The organism is Arsukibacterium indicum, from assembly GCF_019100565.1.
GTDB classification, from domain to species: Bacteria; Pseudomonadota; Gammaproteobacteria; order Enterobacterales; family Alteromonadaceae; genus Alishewanella; species Alishewanella indicum.
In genome coordinates this window covers 420,401-438,626 of sequence record NZ_JAHRID010000001.1, presented here as the reverse complement: position 1 = coordinate 438,626, position 18,226 = coordinate 420,401, and the positions used below count along the sequence as shown (strand labels likewise).

At 49.7% G+C, this 18,226-nt stretch carries 18 protein-coding genes; 10 read left to right on the top strand and 8 right to left on the bottom strand.

From position 1 onward, the window contains the following. Nucleotides 1-2: 2 nt before the first annotated feature. The 8 genes from pseH to pseB are packed head-to-tail and all read right to left on the bottom strand — an operon-like array spanning nucleotide 3 to nucleotide 6,939. Nucleotides 3-614, bottom strand: a complete 612-nt coding sequence (gene pseH / locus KQY15_RS02000; protein WP_217666721.1) for a UDP-4-amino-4,6-dideoxy-N-acetyl-beta-L-altrosamine N-acetyltransferase — start codon at nucleotides 612-614, stop codon at nucleotides 3-5. Next, nucleotides 611-1,285: a PIG-L deacetylase family protein gene (locus KQY15_RS01995; protein WP_217666719.1), complete on the bottom strand. Its 675-nt coding sequence runs from the start codon at nucleotides 1,283-1,285 to the stop codon at nucleotides 611-613. The genes pseH and KQY15_RS01995 overlap by 4 nt, the downstream gene beginning before the upstream one ends. Beyond that, entirely contained in the window at nucleotides 1,282-1,983 is a 702-nt protein-coding gene (locus KQY15_RS01990; RefSeq protein WP_217666717.1) for a formyl transferase, read from the bottom strand. Before KQY15_RS01990 ends, KQY15_RS01995 begins: the two co-directional genes overlap by 4 nt. 1 nt (nucleotide 1,984) lies before the next feature. Beyond that, complete coding sequence (pseI, locus tag KQY15_RS01985) at nucleotides 1,985-3,049, bottom strand: pseudaminic acid synthase (protein ID WP_217666715.1); 1,065 nt, start codon at nucleotides 3,047-3,049, stop codon at nucleotides 1,985-1,987. 2 nt (nucleotides 3,050-3,051) lie between these two features. Beyond that, on the bottom strand, nucleotides 3,052-4,101 hold the full coding sequence (gene pseG, locus KQY15_RS01980; RefSeq protein WP_217666713.1) for a UDP-2,4-diacetamido-2,4,6-trideoxy-beta-L-altropyranose hydrolase: 1,050 nt from the start codon (nucleotides 4,099-4,101) through the stop codon (nucleotides 3,052-3,054). Then, complete coding sequence (gene pseF, locus KQY15_RS01975; RefSeq protein ID WP_217666712.1) at nucleotides 4,098-4,796, bottom strand: pseudaminic acid cytidylyltransferase; 699 nt, start codon at nucleotides 4,794-4,796, stop codon at nucleotides 4,098-4,100. Before pseF ends, pseG begins: the two co-directional genes overlap by 4 nt. Continuing rightward, the gene (gene pseC / locus KQY15_RS01970) at nucleotides 4,793-5,941 is read right to left on the bottom strand and encodes a UDP-4-amino-4,6-dideoxy-N-acetyl-beta-L-altrosamine transaminase (RefSeq protein WP_217666711.1); all 1,149 of its coding nucleotides are present in this window, start codon (nucleotides 5,939-5,941) and stop codon (nucleotides 4,793-4,795) included. The genes pseF and pseC overlap by 4 nt, the downstream gene beginning before the upstream one ends. Continuing rightward, nucleotides 5,941-6,939: a UDP-N-acetylglucosamine 4,6-dehydratase (inverting) gene (gene pseB / locus KQY15_RS01965; RefSeq protein ID WP_217666710.1), complete on the bottom strand. Its 999-nt coding sequence runs from the start codon at nucleotides 6,937-6,939 to the stop codon at nucleotides 5,941-5,943. The genes pseC and pseB overlap by 1 nt, the downstream gene beginning before the upstream one ends. A 226-nt stretch (nucleotides 6,940-7,165) precedes the next feature. Here pseB and KQY15_RS01960 point away from each other — a divergent pair, with 226 nt between their 5' ends. From KQY15_RS01960 to fliJ, 10 genes are all read left to right on the top strand, one after another. Beyond that, nucleotides 7,166-7,960, top strand: a complete 795-nt coding sequence (locus tag KQY15_RS01960) for a flagellin (protein ID WP_217666709.1) — start codon at nucleotides 7,166-7,168, stop codon at nucleotides 7,958-7,960. A 130-nt stretch (nucleotides 7,961-8,090) separates the two neighbouring features. After that, complete coding sequence (locus tag KQY15_RS01955; protein WP_217666708.1) at nucleotides 8,091-9,548, top strand: sigma-54 dependent transcriptional regulator; 1,458 nt, start codon at nucleotides 8,091-8,093, stop codon at nucleotides 9,546-9,548. 115 nt (nucleotides 9,549-9,663) lie between these two features. After that, entirely contained in the window at nucleotides 9,664-10,806 is a 1,143-nt protein-coding gene (locus KQY15_RS01950; protein WP_217666707.1) for a sensor histidine kinase, read from the top strand. After that, complete coding sequence (locus KQY15_RS01945; protein WP_217666705.1) at nucleotides 10,803-12,224, top strand: sigma-54-dependent transcriptional regulator; 1,422 nt, start codon at nucleotides 10,803-10,805, stop codon at nucleotides 12,222-12,224. The genes KQY15_RS01950 and KQY15_RS01945 overlap by 4 nt, the downstream gene beginning before the upstream one ends. 167 nt (nucleotides 12,225-12,391) lie before the next feature. Continuing rightward, nucleotides 12,392-12,730: a flagellar hook-basal body complex protein FliE gene (fliE, locus tag KQY15_RS01940; RefSeq protein WP_217666703.1), complete on the top strand. Its 339-nt coding sequence runs from the start codon at nucleotides 12,392-12,394 to the stop codon at nucleotides 12,728-12,730. 10 nt (nucleotides 12,731-12,740) lie between these two features. Continuing rightward, nucleotides 12,741-14,453: a flagellar basal-body MS-ring/collar protein FliF gene (gene fliF, locus KQY15_RS01935; RefSeq protein WP_217666701.1), complete on the top strand. Its 1,713-nt coding sequence runs from the start codon at nucleotides 12,741-12,743 to the stop codon at nucleotides 14,451-14,453. Next, nucleotides 14,446-15,477 carry a flagellar motor switch protein FliG gene (gene fliG, locus KQY15_RS01930; protein WP_217666699.1) on the top strand — a complete coding sequence of 344 codons (1,032 nt, stop codon included), beginning with the start codon at nucleotides 14,446-14,448 and terminating at the stop codon, nucleotides 15,475-15,477. Before fliF ends, fliG begins: the two co-directional genes overlap by 8 nt. A 33-nt stretch (nucleotides 15,478-15,510) precedes the next feature. Then, a complete protein-coding gene (gene fliH / locus KQY15_RS01925; RefSeq protein ID WP_217666698.1) occupies nucleotides 15,511-16,416 on the top strand; it encodes a flagellar assembly protein FliH in 906 nt (301 codons plus the stop codon). Next, complete coding sequence (gene fliI / locus KQY15_RS01920) at nucleotides 16,409-17,752, top strand: flagellar protein export ATPase FliI (protein ID WP_217667645.1); 1,344 nt, start codon at nucleotides 16,409-16,411, stop codon at nucleotides 17,750-17,752. The genes fliH and fliI overlap by 8 nt, the downstream gene beginning before the upstream one ends. After that, on the top strand, nucleotides 17,752-18,204 hold the full coding sequence (fliJ, locus tag KQY15_RS01915) for a flagellar export protein FliJ (RefSeq protein ID WP_217666697.1): 453 nt from the start codon (nucleotides 17,752-17,754) through the stop codon (nucleotides 18,202-18,204). The genes fliI and fliJ overlap by 1 nt, the downstream gene beginning before the upstream one ends. Nucleotides 18,205-18,226: the final 22 nt, after the last annotated feature.

Genomic DNA, 18,226 nt, shown 5'->3' with positions numbered 1-18,226 from the left:
AGCTAGTCCTGAAAGTCAATAAATTCGGCAGCTGCACTAATTTGTTTAGGTAATTTTGCCAGAATTTGGCTGCGCTTAGCCCGCCAGTCTGCGGTTTTATACTGAAATACTTTAACGCAGTGTTCGCTATGCTGTGCCTCAGACGTGGCTGATTGCCCCCCACAAGGTTTATCCTCACAGCCCTGATAACCAAATAAGCGATGCATATTTATCACGCTTTGATTAAAAGATAGCACCTCAGCATGCAGAAAACTGATCCCTGGCTTAGCTGCAGCGTAATCCAGTGCAGCAATTTCCAGCATTAAGCCACTGCCAGGCCAGACATCAGTTTCGCCGAGGTAACAACCCCACTCAAGGCCACAATCGCCAACAGGATCAAAGTATAGCGCGCCTATAGGGCGCTCATTCTGACGGAAAATATAAAAGGTTTTACCCGAGTCGGGTAGTTGCGCAAACCAGGCCTGATGCTCAGGCCAGCTTATCTCTTTACTATTATGCATATTCTGGCGAATACTGGGCTGGTTGCGCCAATGCCAGAGTTGGGCGAGTTCGGCTTGCTGCAATCGGCTGAATGTGCTGCGCGGATACACTTTGTTGCTTAAATTTGGGCTCATAGCGCCAGCCTGATTTCGCGTTCAACCATAAATGCCTCAGCGGCGGTCAGGCCTACGTTACTGCCGCGCCACTGCTGGCGCAGACTAATAGCCTGTAATGAGCGACTGTGTGGCCAGGGCCTTAGTTCAGCGGCATAACATTGCAATGCTTCATTAACCTGCTGCAGTACTGAACTGATATCCACAAATAGCTGGGGACGAAATGGTGCTTCCTGCTGCGCTGACCACTCTGTGCTGCTAGGCACCTCAAAACAACAGATACGGCGTACACTCTGGCCTGGCTGGGGCCGGCATGCGGTAAGCACGGCCTGATAGGTTAGTCGGTGGTCAATATTTAAATCGCCACCAAAATGGGTGTAAACAAGCTCTGGTTGCAACGGCTGTAAGGCTTTTTCTAATGCCTGGTTAACTGATAGCAGTGGCACACTGTCCATCGCATTGTCAGCAAAATCTAAAAACCGGACAGACTGCACGCCCAATATGCCAGCTGCGGCATGAGCTGCTTTTTTACGGCTGGCCAACTGCGGAGTTTGCGCGGATCTGGACTTTTCCCCGTCAGCCATAAATATCACGTGCACCCTGTCACCAGCGGCGCTATGCAGGGCAATAGTACCGGCACAGCCCAGCACTTCATCGTCAGGGTGTGCTGCCACAACTACGACTGTTTTCACACTTGCTCTCCACCTGATGAACTGGCCGGCAAAAATCGGACATTCGCCGAAAGCTGACCATCATTATCGAGGGCAGCGGCACTAAATTCCAGCCGCCAACCGTTATATTCAATATAGGCCGCCGGGTAACCTTCGCCATCCAGCATCCGGATAAAGTCGTATAGCCTGGCCGCAGTCATGCCCTCCGGCAACTTACTTTGCGCCGGACTACGCCGGTCAAAATACGTTGCATCACCCTGCTGTGGCAGGGCGGAAAGTTGCTGGCTGATGATCTGACTAATCAGCTGGTAAACCAGAGGTGCAGCGCGTTGGAAAATGTCGGTTGCCGTACCAGCCAGTGATAACGGTAGTTTGCCAAATATCGGGCCTGCATCCAAATGTTCTGTCATTTGTAATGCAGTCAGTTTTGTCTCTGTCGCACCGCTTAAAATAAGATTTTGTAACGGGCTGCCACCTCTGCCAAAGGGCAGATCTGTCATATGAAAGCATACACAGCAATAGCGACCGGTAATGTCAGCAGGTACCTTCCAGTTCCAGTGAGGAAAAAAAATATAAGTGGGCTTTAACTCAGCTAAATAGTCACGGGTCAGTTGCTCCCGGCTGGTAATCAGTTGCCAGTTTCCAGGTAAGTCAGCCGTATATTTCTGAAAAGCTTCAATATTCCAGCTTTTCACTGTTGCTACCAGATACGTTGCCACGCTAAGCATTGCCTTTGGTTAAATGATCCCAGCTCAGGGGGGTGCCTTTTGTCAGCGGTTGACTGGCGGGCCGGCCCAAAAACAACGGCAGATATTTAGGCGCCAGGCCATGGCCCGGACGCACCGAGCGCAGGTTAGTTTCGGTAAATACCTCGCCAGCCCGGATATCTTCCGCAATATACAATGAGCGCCGGTATTTACGTGAAGCCTGTTCACTTGCTGTGCCGCCATATGTCACCTGACCCAGGGCAACAGCGGCCCGTTTACATTCCTGTACCAGTGCCTTGAACTCAGCAGGTTCAAGAGAGAACTCTGCATCAACGCCGCCTTCGCTGCGATCCAGTACAAAATGTTTTTCAATAACGGTGGCACCCAGTACCACACTGGCCACAGCTACCCCAAGGCCTGCCGTGTGATCAGATAAACCAACCTGACAGTCAAACAGAGCGGCTAAATGCGGGATAGTAGCTAAGTTGGCATCAACCGGATCTGCGGGGTAGTGGCTGGTGCATTTTAGTAAGATCAGCTCAGTACAGCCATTGTCTTTAAGGACTTCAACTGATTCAGCCAACTCGGTCTGGGTGGCCATGCCGGTCGACATTATTACTGGCTTACCGGTTTTGGCTACCGCTGCCAGTAACGCATGATCACTGTTTTCAAACGAAGCGATTTTATAGCAGGGGACATTAAGCTGCTCTAAAAAATCTACAGCCGTTAAATCAAAGGGGGTGCTGAATGCCAGCATGCCATGATGCCGGGCCCGCTCAAAAATCGCCTGATGCCAATCCCATGGGGTCATAGCCAATTGGTATAACTGATATAGCGACTGGCCCTGCCAAAGATTGCCCGGATCGTTAATGACAAAGTCGCCATGCCTGATATCAAGCGTCATGCTATCGGCAGTATAGGTTTGAATTTTGATAGCGTCAGCACCACACTCTGCAGCTGCATCCACCATCGCCAATGCTTTATCCAGTGACTGATCATGATTGCCAGACAATTCAGCAATAATAAAAGGCGGTTGCCCGGGGCCAATTCGTTTATTCCCAAGCACAAAATCCGACATAATTAACCTCTTACTAATGTTTTAATGGCGCTGACAACGGCTTGCGTTCCGCCAGTTGCAGGCATTAACGTGGCCGCTTGTGCACTGATACCGTTTAACAGCGCGGGTTGAGTCAGGTAATAGCGCAATTGCTCTGCAAAGTAACCGGCTGACATCTCAGCAGCCTGACCCAACCACACGCAGGCTCCCAGTCTGGCTAAATAGGCTGTGGTCGCCTGCTGATTTTCGGCCACAGTCACTACCAATGCTGGCAGGGCACATTTGCATCTTTCCCAGTGGCTGGCACCGCCGGCACCAAGCATGAGTCGCGCCTGGTACATCAAGCGTGCCATATAATTGCACTGCACATGTAAAGACACCCCGGGTAGCACTGCACAGCTGTGTTCCAGCTCTGAGCGCAATGGATGTGTTGCCCCAATTACAATATCGGCAGTCAGGTCCGGAAACTTTAGCTCGCTAAGCGCTTGCACCGCCATTTTAGTTAAATTAAAGGGGTCTGCCCCGCCAAAAAAAACCAACAAACGGTTTTGCCGTTCGCTGAACAAAGGCGTTTGCCGCTGATAAAACTCCTCGCGCAGCAATACATAGCGGGGCCCAAGCAGTTGCAAGCATTGCTCAGATACCAGCTGTTGATAACGAGACTCAGCATCAGGTAAAAAATTCTGGTCCAGTAATATATCGCAATCATGCCGGCGGTTGGCTAGATCATCAATTACCATGATTTTATGGCAACGCTGCCGGAGCTGCTGGCTATATTCGGCGGCAAGCCTGTAGTGGTCAACAATCAGTAACTGACAATCCTCGTCAATAACCGACAACGACTGCCTGGCATCGCTGACTTCGGTGATACTTGATGCTGCGCTGAGCAAACTGATTTGATAGCCATGCTGCTCAATCAGCGATGCCAGGTGACCGGGCTCTGCCCGGCAGATAAAGTGAATGTTGGCAGTCGTTGTCAAAGAAGTCGCCAGGGCGTTGGCCAGGGTCAGGCAACGCATAACATGGCCAGAGCCAATTTCAACTGACGCATCACAGCGAAAAACCACATTCACCGGGGTGGTTCCTGTTGCAGTAGTTGAAAGAGCAGTTCTGCACGATGCCAGTCTTCACTGGTATCAATGTCCTGTACCAGATGATCCGGTAATATCAGCATTTTGCTGTGGTCGGCAAATATTGCTTTGTTATCAAGCCATGCGGCAGTTCGTCCCCAGTAAAACTGACCGGCGTCGTGAAAAGTGGGGGCTAAATCCTGGGAGCGTTTGCCGATGCTGCTACTATCAAATGGCCTGACACCACTGGCTGTTTGCAGTAGTGCGCGTTGAATAGGAAAAGAAAAGCGGGCAGCGGAAAAAACATAGTTAAGTGCAGGCTCTCTGCTCAACTGCTGCCAGGCCTGTTGCAGCATTACTGCTGACAGTAGTGGGGTGGTCGCGTAAATACAGCAGCAATAGCTGATTTTTGCACCTTGTTGCAGCAGCTGGCTTAACTCATAACGCACCACGGCGCTGGTGCCAGTGTGATCATCAGCCAGCTCTGCCGGGCGGGTGGCAGGTACTTCAGCACCATATTGCCTGGCAATTTCTGCTATCTCGTCGTCATCTGTCGAGACGATGATCCGGTCAAAACAACCGCTTTTTAACGCAGTCTGTATTGGGTAAGCAAGCATCGGCTGGCCACAAAACAGTTTAATATTTTTACGTGGAATACGCTTGCTGCCGCCACGAGCTGGAATTATGGCAACTTTCACGCCAACAACTCTTTCAGTTTATCAGCGATAAATTGCTGTTGTTCGCTGCTTAGCTCCGGAAACATTGGCAGGCTGATGATCCGCTCGTAAAAATCTTCTGCCTGCGGAAAATCGCCCCAGTCGAAGCCCAGTTGTTGATAGTAAGGTTGAGTGTGAATGGGGATGTAATGCACATTTACGCCGATACCGGCAGCACGCAAGCCGTCAAATACGGCTTTACGTCTGGTTTTATCATCCAGTCTGATTATGTATAGGTGCCAGGAACTGATCACAGAGGTATCCGGTTCCGGTAAACCTACAGTAAGGTTTTGTAATAATGTTTGGTATCTGTCTGCCAGTACCTGCCGCTGTTTAATAATTGGCAGTAAGCGCTGGCTCTGGCTGAAGCCCAGGGCGGCCTGTATGTCAGTCATCCGGTAATTTAAACCCAGCTGCAATTGCTGATAATACCAGGCGCCATGGCTGGGCTCTGTCATCAGGTTTTCGTCCCGGCTGATACCATGGCTTCTTAGCAGGCGCATTTTATCAGCAAGTTCAGAACTGTTTGTTAGCGCTGCGCCGCCTTCAGCGGTAGTAATAATTTTTACCGGATGAAAGCTGAATACGGTAATGTCACTGTAGCGACAACAACCAACCGGTTCATCCTGATAGCTGGCACCGACAGCGTGCGATGCATCTTCGATGACCTTAAAACCAAATTCATTTGCCAGATAGTGGATTTGTTGCATATCGCAACTTGCACCGGCCAAATGCACCGGTATCACAACCTGAGGTAAGGTATCGCTGGTGCGGGCTTGCTCAAGCTTTTGCCGCAACTGATCGATTGCCATATTGCCGGTGTCCGGTTCCACATCAACAAAGTCGACACTGGCACCACAGTAACGGGCACAATTAGCAGAGGCGACAAAGCTGACTGGTGAGGTCCAGACTCTGCTGCCCGGCCCGACACCCAGGGCCAGGCAGGCAATATGTAATGCAGAGGTGGCGCTGTTAACCGCGATGGTGTACTGAGCGGTTGTTAAGTCGCAAAGCCGCTGCTCAAAAGCGGGTACTGCTGGTCCCTGGGTTAAAAAGTCACTTTTTAAAACCTCAACAACCGCGTCAATGTCTTGCTGGCTGATATGCTGACGACCATAAGGGATCATTAGGCGTAATCCTGATTAAATTTGCGAATAGTCTCGATATCCATAAAATCAGGATTAGTATCAGACACATATTCGAAATTTACAGCTACTGGCTGCCCTTTTTCGCCGATAGCATTACCACTGAAATCATTGCTGCGGTTAAAAAACTTAATTGCCGGCGCAATAACGAAATGGTCGTTAAATTCGAAAGTATGATATGACATATCGCCAGGACACATCATTTCATGTAGCTTCTCGCCTGGCCGGATACCAACAATTTTAACTGGCAAGTCTGGGGCCATTGCTTTGGCCAGATCCACAATACGGATTGATGGGATTTTAGGTACGAAAATCTCACCGCCGAGCATCCGCTCAAAGTTCTTCAGCACAAAGTCTACGCCTTGCTGCAGGCTGATCCAAAACCTGGTCATTTCAGCATGGGTAACCGGCAGGTGATCATGACCTTTATCGATAAGCTGCTGGAAAAATGGCACAACCGATCCTCTGGAGCCAACCACATTGCCATAGCGGACGACAGAAAATCGGGGCCTGGTACCACCGGAGATATTATTTGCGGCGACAAACAACTTATCTGAAGCAAGCTTAGTTGCGCCGTATAAATTTACCGGATTGGCTGCTTTATCGGTAGATAACGCAATGACTTTTTCAACATTATTATCCAACGCGGCGTTAATCACATTTTCAGCACCGTTTATATTGGTGCGGATACACTCCATTGGGTTATATTCGGCGGCGGGCACCTGTTTTAACGCGGCAGCATGAATAACAAAGTCAACGCCGTGCATGGCTCTGCTCATACGCTGAGCATCGCGAACATCACCAATAAAATAGCGCATGCAGCTCTGATCAAATTTCTGCTGCATTTCATACTGTTTTAATTCATCACGGGAATAAATAATAATTTTTTTAGGCTTATAACGGGCTAGCAGCGTTTCGGTGTACTTATGGCCGAAAGAGCCAGTACCACCAGTAATTAAAATGGTTTTTCCGTTAAACATAGCGTGCCCTCAAACAATTATCTGGCATTGTGCTGCCGTCCTGACTTTAGCACAACGTTCTTAGCATAAACTGCTTCTAGCATAAAGTATGCCCAAAAATGTTTAGTAATACTTTTAGAAAGTTAGCAAGCTTTAATCACTCTGCCTGTTTGTTTTCAGCAAAAGTGGTGCTTTGCTGCCAGATCGACTAAACTATAGCCAATTTCTTCGTTAAAGTGGTACTGCTATGAAACTGAATAATTCAACAGGTTTAAATAGTCTGAATCAGGCTCAGCAGCAACAGGAAAGTCTGCTCAAAAAACTGGCAACGGCTCGCCGGATTAACAGTGCGGCTGACGATGCGGCTGGTTTACAAATTGCTAATCAGCTTAGCAGCAGTATTAATGCGAAAGCGCAGGGTGAACGCAACGTTTACGACGGTGTGTCGCTGGCCCGGGTATACGAGCAAGGTTTGCAGGGTATTAATGACAACCTTGGTGAACTGAACCGGTTAGCTGTAGCTGCTGGCAATGGCATTTATGGTGCACAAGAACGGCAGGCATTGCAGAAAGAAGCTGACAGCTATCTGGCAAACATTCAGCAAACCATTGATAATACTGAGTTTGCTGGTAAGAAATTATTTGGTGCCGATGCCAGTGTGGCTTTTGGAACCGGTAATGGCTCAGTTAATCTCACCACCACTGATGTAGGCGCTGCGTTACAAAACAAAGATGCCTTTAACATTGACTTCAGCTCTCAGGCAGCGGCTGAACAATCATTAACCAGAATAGCAGAATCTATTGAGTTAGTAGGTGGCTTACAGGCCCAGGCCGGCGCGGAGGCCAACCGGTTTGCCAGTGCCGGCAGCAATCTGAATAACCAACAAATTGCTGAATCAGCGGCCCGCAGCCGGATTGAAGATTTAGACTTCGCCAGAGCAACCAGCGAAAAAACTGCTGCAGATATTCTTAGCCAAAGCTCTACCAGCGTCGCCATGCAAGCGCGCGTGCAGCAACAACAAGCGTTAACGCTGTTAAACTGACAGTAGTACAACTGAACGATACCTGATAAACGCTATTTTTTTGACAGCTGTCAAAAAAATAGCGTTTATGGTTGCAAGCTCGTGCCAGCGCAGTACAATGAAATGAAAGCAATAACAATAATGCGGCACAATGGCAGCAAATCCTCCTCTATATATTGTAGACTCACAACAACGTCGCGCGGAGCGATTGGCTACCGTCCTTAGCTTTATCAATGAACCCCATCAAATTGTTAACGATGAAATCCTGCCACAGCAACTAAGCCCTGATGTTCCTGCTGTTGTATTGCTTGGCGCGATAGGTACTAACGAGCATGCTGAATTACTGGTACGTTTTCCCCGATGTGCTTTTTTACTTATTGGTGAGCCGCTGACCCCTATACTGCAATATCCGAATGCGGTGGGCTTGTTAACCGAACCTTTTTCATACAATACCCTTACTCAGTTACTGCGCGATTGCCAGCAATACCATCGTTTGTTACCCGGTCAGCGCCATAGTGAAACCACTGTTAAATTTGATGGGATGGTGGGCCAGACAGAGCCAATGCAAAAAGTCCGGTTTTTAATTCAGCAAGTCGCTAAAACGGATGCCAATGTGTTGGTGCTGGGGCAATCTGGTACCGGCAAAGAAGTTGTCGCCCGCAATATCCATTTATTGTCCAATCGGGCAGCAGGGCCCTTTGTGCCGATTAATTGTGGTGCCATTCCGGCCGAGCTGTTAGAAAGTGAGTTGTTTGGCCATGAAAAAGGCGCTTTTACCGGTGCCATATCTACCCGCAAAGGCCGGTTTGAACTGGCACAGGGCGGTACCTTATTTCTGGATGAAATTGGTGATATGCCGCAACCCATGCAGGTGAAATTATTACGGGTGTTACAGGAGCGGATCTTTGAGCGGGTGGGTGGGAGCCAGACGATTAAAGCCGACGTGCGGATCATTGCTGCTACTCACCGCAACCTTGAGCATATGATCACCGAAGGACAGTTTCGGGAAGATTTATTTTACCGGTTAAATGTTTTTCCAATAGAAACGCCGGCCCTGAGCGAGCGCTGTGACGATTTACCTTTATTGATCCAGGAGCTGCTAAACAGACAAGCAGCGGCGCATCAAGGGCGGATCCGTTTTACGGAGCGAGCGCTGGAAAGTCTGAAACTGCACAGTTGGCCGGGGAATGTGCGGGAACTTGCTAACTTACTGGAACGTATGCTGATCATGTATCCCGACCAGGTAGTGGATGTGGCCGAGTTACCCAATAAATATTGCTATCTGGATGTAGAAAGTTATCAGCCGCAGTACCCGGAAGCGCTATTGGAGCGCGATATGCTTAATGACTTATTTGCCGCAACGGCCGATGATCATGAGGAAGAAATCAGCGGTGGCAGTGCTACTGGCGAAAACTTACCAGCACTGAACGATATTCCGGCTGATGGATTTGATTTGAAAGAGTATCTGGCGCAGCTCGAAATTCAGCTGATATCGAATGCCCTACAGCAGCATGATTATGTTGTCGCCAGGGCTGCTGAGGTGCTTGGGCTGCGCCGGACTACGCTGGTTGAAAAGATGCGCAAATACAGCCTTGGGCGCGACGAATAGCGCTGCTGTCAAGTGTTTGACAGTTTTTCTTATTTTTTTATCAATTAAATCAATGCTCTAACCTTGGCACAATCTCTGCATCGACTTTATCATTTGTAGTAAGGTCAGGTTTGTTATGCCAAATGTCAGCTACGCATCTGCAGAGCGCTCTGCACTGCTGCACAGTCAGTCCTCACATTACCCGCGCGAGCTCAGTCGCATGGTCGGTCAGGCACTGGCGGGCTCAGATAATGCGGCAGATAACCGTTTGCAACATATCCTTAATGTATTGCCAGCAGGCGTTGTGTTGCTAAGCGCCAGAGGCGTTGTGTCGGAAGCTAACCCTGTTGCCACGGCGATGTTAGGCCAGCCGCTGTTAGGTCAACCCTGGCTGGAAGTGATTAACCGCTGCTTTGCACCGCGTAATGATGATGGCCTTGAGGTATCGTTAAAAGATGGCCGCAGGATAAAGCTGGAAATAAGCCCGCTCAGTCCCGAACCTGGTCAGCTAATTGTGTTAACCGATCTGACACAAACCCGGCACTTGCAAAGCCGGCTGGCGCATTTACAACGGTTGTCTACTCTTGGCAAAATGATGGCCACCCTGGCCCATCAGATCCGCACACCCTTGTCGTCAGCCATGTTGTATGCAGAGAATCTTGGCAGCCATCAGCTTACATCTTCTTCCCGCCAGCAATTTCAACAGAAACTGCTGGCCAGGCTGCATGATCTGGAGCAGCAGGTAAATGATATGCTGTTATTTGCCCGTGCAGGCACTGCCCAGGCGGTGCAGCCATTTACATTGCAAAGCCTGCTTAATGAGGTGAATAATGCCGCGGAGACATTGCTGGAGCAGCATCAGGCCCGGCTGACAATCAGCACGCAGGTTCAGGATACCTATTTGCTGGGCAACCTCAGCAGCCTCTCTGGCGCGGTCAATAATCTTATTCAGAATAGTATTCAGGCTCAGAGTAATGGAGCCCATATCCATATTTCGGTGCGCTCAGAAGGCAGCCAGTTACAATTTACCATTACTGACAACGGCCCGGGTATTGCCGCAGAGTTACAACCTCATATCTTTGAGCCATTTTTCAGCCGGCGGCCGCAAGGGAGTGGTCTTGGACTGGCCGTTGTTCAGGCAGTGGTGAACTCACATCAGGGCAATGTGCATTATCAGCATCGCTCCGACTGCGGTGCCTGTTTTGTTATTACCCTGCCTATCCACTTTTCTGAATCAACAAGCCGGCAGACTAATGTGAAAAATGGAGCGAGCAAATGACTACAGCCACCCCAATTCTGATTGTCGAAGATGATGCCGGTTTACGTGAAGCCCTTTGCGATACCCTTAGTCTGGCCAATTATCAGGTGCATAGCGCTGATAGTGCTGAAAGTGCATTGCTGCTGTTAAAAAAGCAGCAGGTACAACTGGTGGTCAGCGATGTGCAAATGGGCGAGGTGTCTGGCTTAACACTCCTTAAAACCTTGCGCCAGCATTATCCGCAATTACCGGTACTGATGATGACGGCCTACGCCAATGTGCAGGATGCCGTTGAAGCCATCCGGCTGGGCGCAGTGGATTATCTGGCGAAACCATTTGCACCTCAGGTGTTACTGAATACCGTCAGCCGCTATGTTTTAGCAAAGCAGGCTGATCCGTTAACCCCGGTGGCAGCGGCACCTGCCAGTAAAGCGTTGCTGGAGCTCACTGCCCGGGTCGCCCGCTCTGATGCCAGTGTAATGATTTCCGGCCCCAGTGGCTCCGGTAAAGAAGTGCTGGCGCGCTATATCCATCAGCAATCTGCCCGCTCGCAGGGGCCATTTGTGGCAATAAACTGTGCCGCCATACCGGAAAACATGCTGGAATCAACCCTGTTTGGTTATGAAAAGGGAGCGTTTACCGGCGCCATCGCCGGTTGCCCAGGCAAGTTTGAACAGGCTCAGCATGGCACCCTGTTACTGGATGAAATAACAGAAATGGATTTAAACCTGCAGGCAAAACTGCTGCGGGTGCTGCAGGAGCGGGAAGTGGAGCGGCTGGGCAGCCGCAAAACGATAAAGCTGGATGTGCGGGTGCTGGCGACCAGCAATCGTAATTTGCAGCAAGCCGTAGCAGAAGGCCAGTTTCGTCAGGATCTGTTTTTCAGACTGAATGTGTTTCCGCTTAACTGGCCGGCCCTTGCCGAAAGGCCAGAGGATATCGCACCGCTGGCGGGGCATCTTATCAGTAAATACTGTCAGCAACAGGGGAGAGCAGTTCTATCCTTAAGCGACAACGCAATAAAACTGCTGGTGCAGCACAACTGGCCTGGCAACGTCAGGGAACTGGATAATGTTATTCAGCGCGCCCTTATTTTATGCCAGGGCAACCAGATTACCCCGGCCGATATTCTGTTATCGGCAGAAGGTAGCACCAGCATCACTCAGGCCGATACGTTATCGTATCAGGCTGATTTACCTGATGGGTTATCAGCCACAGCTGGTACATCTGCAACGTCGCAGCAGGCTGAACCGGACACTGCAGTGCCTGACGACTTTAAAACAGAGCTGCATGAACAAGAGCACCGGATTATTCTGGCAACGTTGAAAGCCTGCGCATATAAGCGCAAAGCAGTTGCTGAAAAGCTTGGCATCAGTGACCGTACGCTGCGTTATAAACTGGCCCGGATGCGCGAATCAGGCATTGAGCTACCCGCCTGAGCTGGCTGAAGCCTGAACCTCCAAAAAGTCGGTTATCCGGCTTTTTTCTATTTAAAAACAGACATATAAATGTGGCATAACTCCTGCTTAGTATCCTTGCAGCCGTTTTTTGGCAATTATTTGACACCCGATTTTTTTCGCAAGGTTAGTTAAGACAGGGTACAGCTATGAACATTAAAGGTCAGGCGTTATACGCCCAAATGCAATCGATGGCCAGCCAGGCCCGCAGTTTGTCGGCCGACATCAAACCTGTTAATCAACTGGCAGAAGTTAATCCCAGCCAGTCTGAGTTCAGTACCTTATTTAAAGACGCATTAAAGACAGTTAACAATGTTCAGGTAGCAGCGGGTGAGCTGAGAACCCGGGTAGAAATGGGCGACCCAAATGTATCGCTGGTAGAGGCGATGATTGCTGCGCAAAAATCGTCATTAGCGTTTGAGGCAACAGTACAGGTACGCAACAAAATGGTAGAAGCGTACAAAGACATTATGTCAATGCCGGTTTAAGGGGTAGCACGTGGCAGATAATCAATCGACAGAGCTGGCAATAAGCCCAAATGACTATAACAGCTCAAATAATTCCGACTCACAGGAGCAGAAATCAGGCTTTCTGGGGGCCATTGGCGGCGTAGACATGATGCGCCAGATTACGCTGATGGTAGCGCTGGTAATCTGTCTGGTTATTGCTGTTTTAATTTTTTTCTGGGCCCGTCAGGCAGAAATGCGGCCACTGGGCACTTACGCCACTCAGGAACTTATTCAAACTCTCGACCATTTAGATGCGCAGCAGGTTAAATATACCCTGGAAGGCAATGTGATCTATGTCGCAGAAGATCAGTACCAGGCGGTTAAGCTTGGCCTGTCAAGGGCCGGTTTAACTCAGGAGCCATCAGCAGGTACTGAGTTTTTGTTGCAGGATAGCGGCTTTGGGGTAAGTCAGCGTCTGGAGATGGAACGCTTAAAACATAGCCGTGAACAACAACTGGCCCGCACTATTGAAGAGTTACAGAGTGTCGCCCGCGCCCGGGTATTGCTGGCTATTCCTAAAGAAAATGTTTTTGCCCGTCAGGCTGCATCGCCTTCAGCCACTGTTCTGGTGACAGCACGCGGTGGTACCATGATCCGTGATAGTGAAGTGGATGCTATCGTCGATTTAGTTGCCTCTGCCGTACAGGGAATGGAACCTGGTAAAGTGACGGTGACCGATCAGAGCGGCCGTTTACTGAACAGTGGTTCGCAGGACGGCAGCGCTGCCCGTTCGCGCCGTGAGCATGAACTGCAGCGGGCGCGGGAAGATGAATACCGTCAGAAAGTCGACTCAATCCTGTTACCAGTGCTGGGCTATGGTAATTACACTGCTCAGGTTGACCTGATGCTGGATTTTACTGCCGTTGAACAAACGCAGAAACGGTTTAATCCCGATTTACCCGCTATTCGCAGCGAAATGACAATTGAAGAGAGCAGCGTCGGCGGCAGTAGTGGCGGTATTCCCGGGGCGTTGTCTAACCAGCCACCGCTTAATTCAAACATTCCGGAGCAAGCTGACGGTGGTAATACCCGGCCGGTGATCCCAGGACGGAATCATAAAGAAGCGACCCGCAACTACGAACTTGACACCACTATCAGTCACACATCACAGCAAAGCGGGGTGATCCGGCGCCTGTCAGTGTCAGTGGCTGTTGACTATGAGCCAGGCCCACCAAATGCCGAAGGTGTTAGCGAACCTCAGCCTCGCACCCAGGAGGCGCTGGCCAATATCCGCCGTTTATTGCAGGGTGGCATTGGTTTTGATGCCCAGCGCGGCGATACCATTGAAGTGATCTCAGTGCCGTTTGTCCGGGAAGAACTGTTTGAAGAAGAAAAGCTGGCATTTTATCAGGAAGAGTGGTTTTTGCGGATCCTGCGTTTAGCGATTGGTGGCATTATTATTCTTGCCCTGATGCTGGGCATTGTCCGGCCGATGCTGAAAAAACTAATCTACCCTGAGCAAACTGATGATGCCTATGATGACAAAGCCCTGAGCAGTGGTTTAGACCTGGGTGATGACACCATAGATATGCTAAATTCAACCTTTGATGAGAACGCAGTAGGGTTTGCACCAGATGGCACGTTAATGCTGCCAGACCTGCATGGCGATGAAGATTTATTGCGGGCGGTTCGGGCGCTGGTTGCCAATGAACCTGAATTATCCTCTCTGGTAGTGAAAAACTGGTTGGCTGAAGATGAATAAAATAGAAGAAAAACCCACTTTTGATGTAGGTAAGCTCGATGGTGTTGAAAAAGCAGCCATTCTGCTGCTTAGCTTATCTGAAGAAGATGCTGCCCAGATTTTAAAACACCTTGAGCCAAAGCAGGTGCAAAAAGTCGGTCTGGCCATGGCACAGATGACGGATTTGAATCAGGCAAAAATTTCTGCCGTGCATCGCTTATTTATCGAACAAATTCAGAACTTCAGTACTATTGGCTTCCAGAGTGAAGAGTTTATCAAGCGAGCGCTGACAGCTGCGCTGGGTGAAGAAAAAGCCGCTAACCTGATTGATCAAATAGTGCTGGGTGGTGGCGCCAAGGGCCTCGATTCCCTGAAATGGATGGACTCTAAACAGGTTGCCAATATTATTCGCAACGAGCATCCGCAAATTCAGACAATTGTATTGTCATATCTGGAGCCGGAGCAATCAGCAGAAATTTTATCGCAATTCTCCGAGAAGGTCAGGCTGGATTTAACCATGCGTATCGCCAATCTGGAAGAAGTGCAACCTGCAGCCTTACAGGAATTAAACGAAATTATGGAAAAACAGTTTGCCGGTCAGGCGGGTACTCAGTCTGCGAAAATGGGTGGCTTAAAAGCAGCGGCCGATATTCTGAATTATCTGGACACCAATATGGAAGGCCAGCTGATGGATTCAATTCGTGAGCATGACGAAGAAATGGCGCAGCAAATTCAGGATCTGATGTTTGTGTTTGAAAACCTGGTTGATGTTGATGATCGTGGCATTCAGGTGTTGTTACGGGAAATTCAGCAGGATGTGTTAATGAAAGCGCTGAAGGGTACCGATGAAAACCTGAAAGAGAAAATTCTGAAAAATATGTCTAAACGGGCAGCTGAGCTGTTGCAGGACGATCTGGAAGCAATGGGGCCTGTTCGGGTCAGCGAGGTGGAAACTGCTCAGAAAGAAATCTTGTCAACTGCGCGCCGCTTATCTGACGCAGGCGAAATTATGCTTGGTGGTGGTGGTGGCGAAGATTTCTTATAAAGAAATTTCCTGTAACAGGCAATGGAATCATCGATGACAAAAAGTGCTTACAACCCTAACCGGCCTTATTCCCCGGACCCTGATTCAGCAGATCAGGTTAAGCACTGGCATACACCAGACTTAACTGCAGATGCCTATCGGGATGATACCCGCACTAATGCCTTGAATATGCATCGGCCGGCTGGCAGAGCAGCCGAGGCTGAAACGGCAGACGAAGCATTAGAAATAAAGCCACTGACCGCCGAAGATATCGAGCAGATGCGCCAGGCAGCGCATGACGAGGGGTTTGCCCAGGGCAAGGAAGAAGGTTTTGCTAAAGGGTACAGCGAAGGGCGTGAGCAGGGCCAGCAGGATGGCTTGAAGCAGGGCCTGGCTGAAGGTAAAAAGCAGGGCTTAGCAGATGGTGCAACAGAGCTGGATGCGCTGCGGGCTGAATTAAGTGTGTTACTGGACCAGTTACAGCAACCGCTGAAGAAGGCAGACAGCCGGGTAGAGCAGGAGTTAGTGCAGTTAAGCCTGGCAATGGCCAAAGCAGTAATAAATGTTGAAGTCGCGACTAATCCAAACGTGATATTACAAGCCATGCAGGAAGCTATCAGCGCCTTGCCTTTGCAAAGCAGTAAACTGGTTATCAAACTTAATCCGGCAGATATCAGCATTATCAAGCGCCATTATAATGACGCTGAATTAACCGAACGTGGCTGGCAGTTGCGCTCAGAGCCACTGGTTGCACAAGGCGGCTGCCTGGTTGATAGTGAAAACTCAAGTGTCGATCGCACTTTAAATCAGCGCATTCAAAGCAGCCTGGAGCATTTTCTGCAATTGGCCGAGGCGGCTGATGACTCAGCCGATAACCTTGTCCCACAACCGCAGGATAACCAATCTGTGGATAGCCAGTCTCAGGATAATCAGTCTGAGGATGACCGGCATGATGACTGAGCAAAGTAGCCTGCTTAATCGTCTGCAACAGCAGCAACAGTATATTCACCCGTCATTACCGGCGGTGTCAGGCCATCTGGTGCGGGTGGTTGGCTTAACCCTGGAGGCAACCGGCTGCCGGGCTGCTATTGGCCAGCCTTGTCTGGTTGAAAGTGCCCGCGGCGCCATTCTGGCTGAAGTGGTTGGTTTTGCCAACGACCGGTTATTTCTGATGCCGCAGGATGATATTGCCGGCGTGGTGCCCGGTGCCCGGGTAACGCCTGTTATCCAATATAAAGGCATTCCGTTAAGCCTCAACTTATTAGGCCGGGTTATAGATGGGGTTGGCAAGCCACTGGACGGGAAAGGTCCCATTAGTGCAACTGAATTCAGTAAAGGCAAAGGAAAACCGATTAACCCGCTATTGCGTCGTCCGGTGAAGCAGCCCCTTGACGTTGGTGTCCGGGCAATTAACAGTATAGTGACGGTTGGCAAAGGCCAGCGAATGGGCTTATTTGCCGGCAGCGGCGTTGGCAAGAGTGTCTTACTCGGTATGATGACCCGCGGCACCTCGGCAGATGTGATAGTGGTTGGGCTGGTTGGTGAACGGGGGCGGGAAGTAAAAGAATTTATCGATGAAATTCTTGGTGAGGAGGGTAAAGCCCGCTCTGTGGTTATTGCGGCGCCTGCAGATGTATCACCGCTAATGCGCTTAAAAGGTTGTGAAACCGCGGTTCAGGTTGCTGAATACTTTCGCGATCAGGGTCTTGATGTATTACTGCTTATCGATTCCATTACCCGCTATGCCCAGGCGCAGCGTGAAATAGCGTTGGCAGTGGGTGAGCCACCCGCCACTAAAGGATATCCACCATCAGTATTCGCCAAATTACCGGCACTGGTAGAGCGGGCGGGTAACGGCACTGGCCATCAGGGGTCGATAACAGCCTTTTACACCGTATTGTCTGAGGGCGACGATTTACAGGACCCGATAGCCGATGCTTCCAGAGCAATTCTGGATGGTCATATAGTACTTTCCCGTACCCTGGCTGACAGTGGCCACTTTCCGGCCATTGATATTGAGAAGTCTATCAGCCGGGTAATGCCTGCCGTAACCAGTAATGAGCATCAGCAACTGGCTCGTACTATAAAACAGTTGTATGCCAGCTATCAGCAAAGCAAAGATTTAATTTCGATTGGTGCCTATGTTCGCGGCAGTGATCCACTGCTGGATCAGGCTATTGGCCTGATGCCAAAAATAAAAGCTTTTTTGCAACAGGGAATGCAGGAAGTTGTGCCTTATGATGACAGTTTAGCGGCCCTTAGCCAGGTTGCACCTGCCCAGCGGATGGCAGGCTGATGGCGGCACATCGTTTTAATTTAATTATAAAAGTGCAACGCGAGCGCGAAGACAATTTGCAGGCACAATTTATTAAAGCACAACAGTATTTCCAGCAGGCCGAACAAAAGTACCAGGGACTGGCAAATTATCGTACTGAGTATATTCAGCAAAGTCAGCGTCAGGGCAGCCAGGGCCTGCAAAGCCGGCAATATAGTCAATACGTTAATTTCATCGGTAAATTAGATCAGGCCCTGATCCAACAGGCCCGGGTGGTTCATCAGGCTAAAGCAGCAGCAGAGCAACGTAAACAGAGCTGGTTAAAAATGCAAACGAAACGCAAGGCATTGGAGTTGCTGGTTGAGCGCTCAGATGCAGCAGCGCAGCAGCAGCTTGAACGTCAGCAACAAAGCCTGAGCGATGAATATGCTGGTCAGCAATTCTACCGCAGACAGCTGACTCAGGAGCAATAATGTTAATTGCGCATAAAACTGG

Bases quoted from the DNA above. Each gene is read 5' to 3' on its own strand.
- pseH (WP_217666721.1), bottom strand. From the start codon at position 614: ATGAGCCCAAATTTAAGCAACAAAGTGTATCCGCGCAGCACATTCAGC.
- fliH (WP_217666698.1), top strand. From the start codon at position 15,511: ATGACAAAAAGTGCTTACAACCCTAACCGGCCTTATTCCCCGGACCCT.
- fliI (WP_217667645.1), top strand. From the start codon at position 16,409: ATGACTGAGCAAAGTAGCCTGCTTAATCGTCTGCAACAGCAGCAACAG.
- pseI (WP_217666715.1), bottom strand. From the start codon at position 3,049: ATGTCGGATTTTGTGCTTGGGAATAAACGAATTGGCCCCGGGCAACCG.
- fliE (WP_217666703.1), top strand. From the start codon at position 12,392: ATGAACATTAAAGGTCAGGCGTTATACGCCCAAATGCAATCGATGGCC.
- KQY15_RS01950 (WP_217666707.1), top strand. From the start codon at position 9,664: ATGCCAAATGTCAGCTACGCATCTGCAGAGCGCTCTGCACTGCTGCAC.
- pseC (WP_217666711.1), bottom strand. From the start codon at position 5,941: ATGATCCCTTATGGTCGTCAGCATATCAGCCAGCAAGACATTGACGCG.
- fliJ (WP_217666697.1), top strand. From the start codon at position 17,752: ATGGCGGCACATCGTTTTAATTTAATTATAAAAGTGCAACGCGAGCGC.
- KQY15_RS01955 (WP_217666708.1), top strand. From the start codon at position 8,091: ATGGCAGCAAATCCTCCTCTATATATTGTAGACTCACAACAACGTCGC.
- pseB (WP_217666710.1), bottom strand. From the start codon at position 6,939: ATGTTTAACGGAAAAACCATTTTAATTACTGGTGGTACTGGCTCTTTC.
- fliG (WP_217666699.1), top strand. From the start codon at position 14,446: ATGAATAAAATAGAAGAAAAACCCACTTTTGATGTAGGTAAGCTCGAT.
- KQY15_RS01960 (WP_217666709.1), top strand. From the start codon at position 7,166: ATGAAACTGAATAATTCAACAGGTTTAAATAGTCTGAATCAGGCTCAG.
- KQY15_RS01945 (WP_217666705.1), top strand. From the start codon at position 10,803: ATGACTACAGCCACCCCAATTCTGATTGTCGAAGATGATGCCGGTTTA.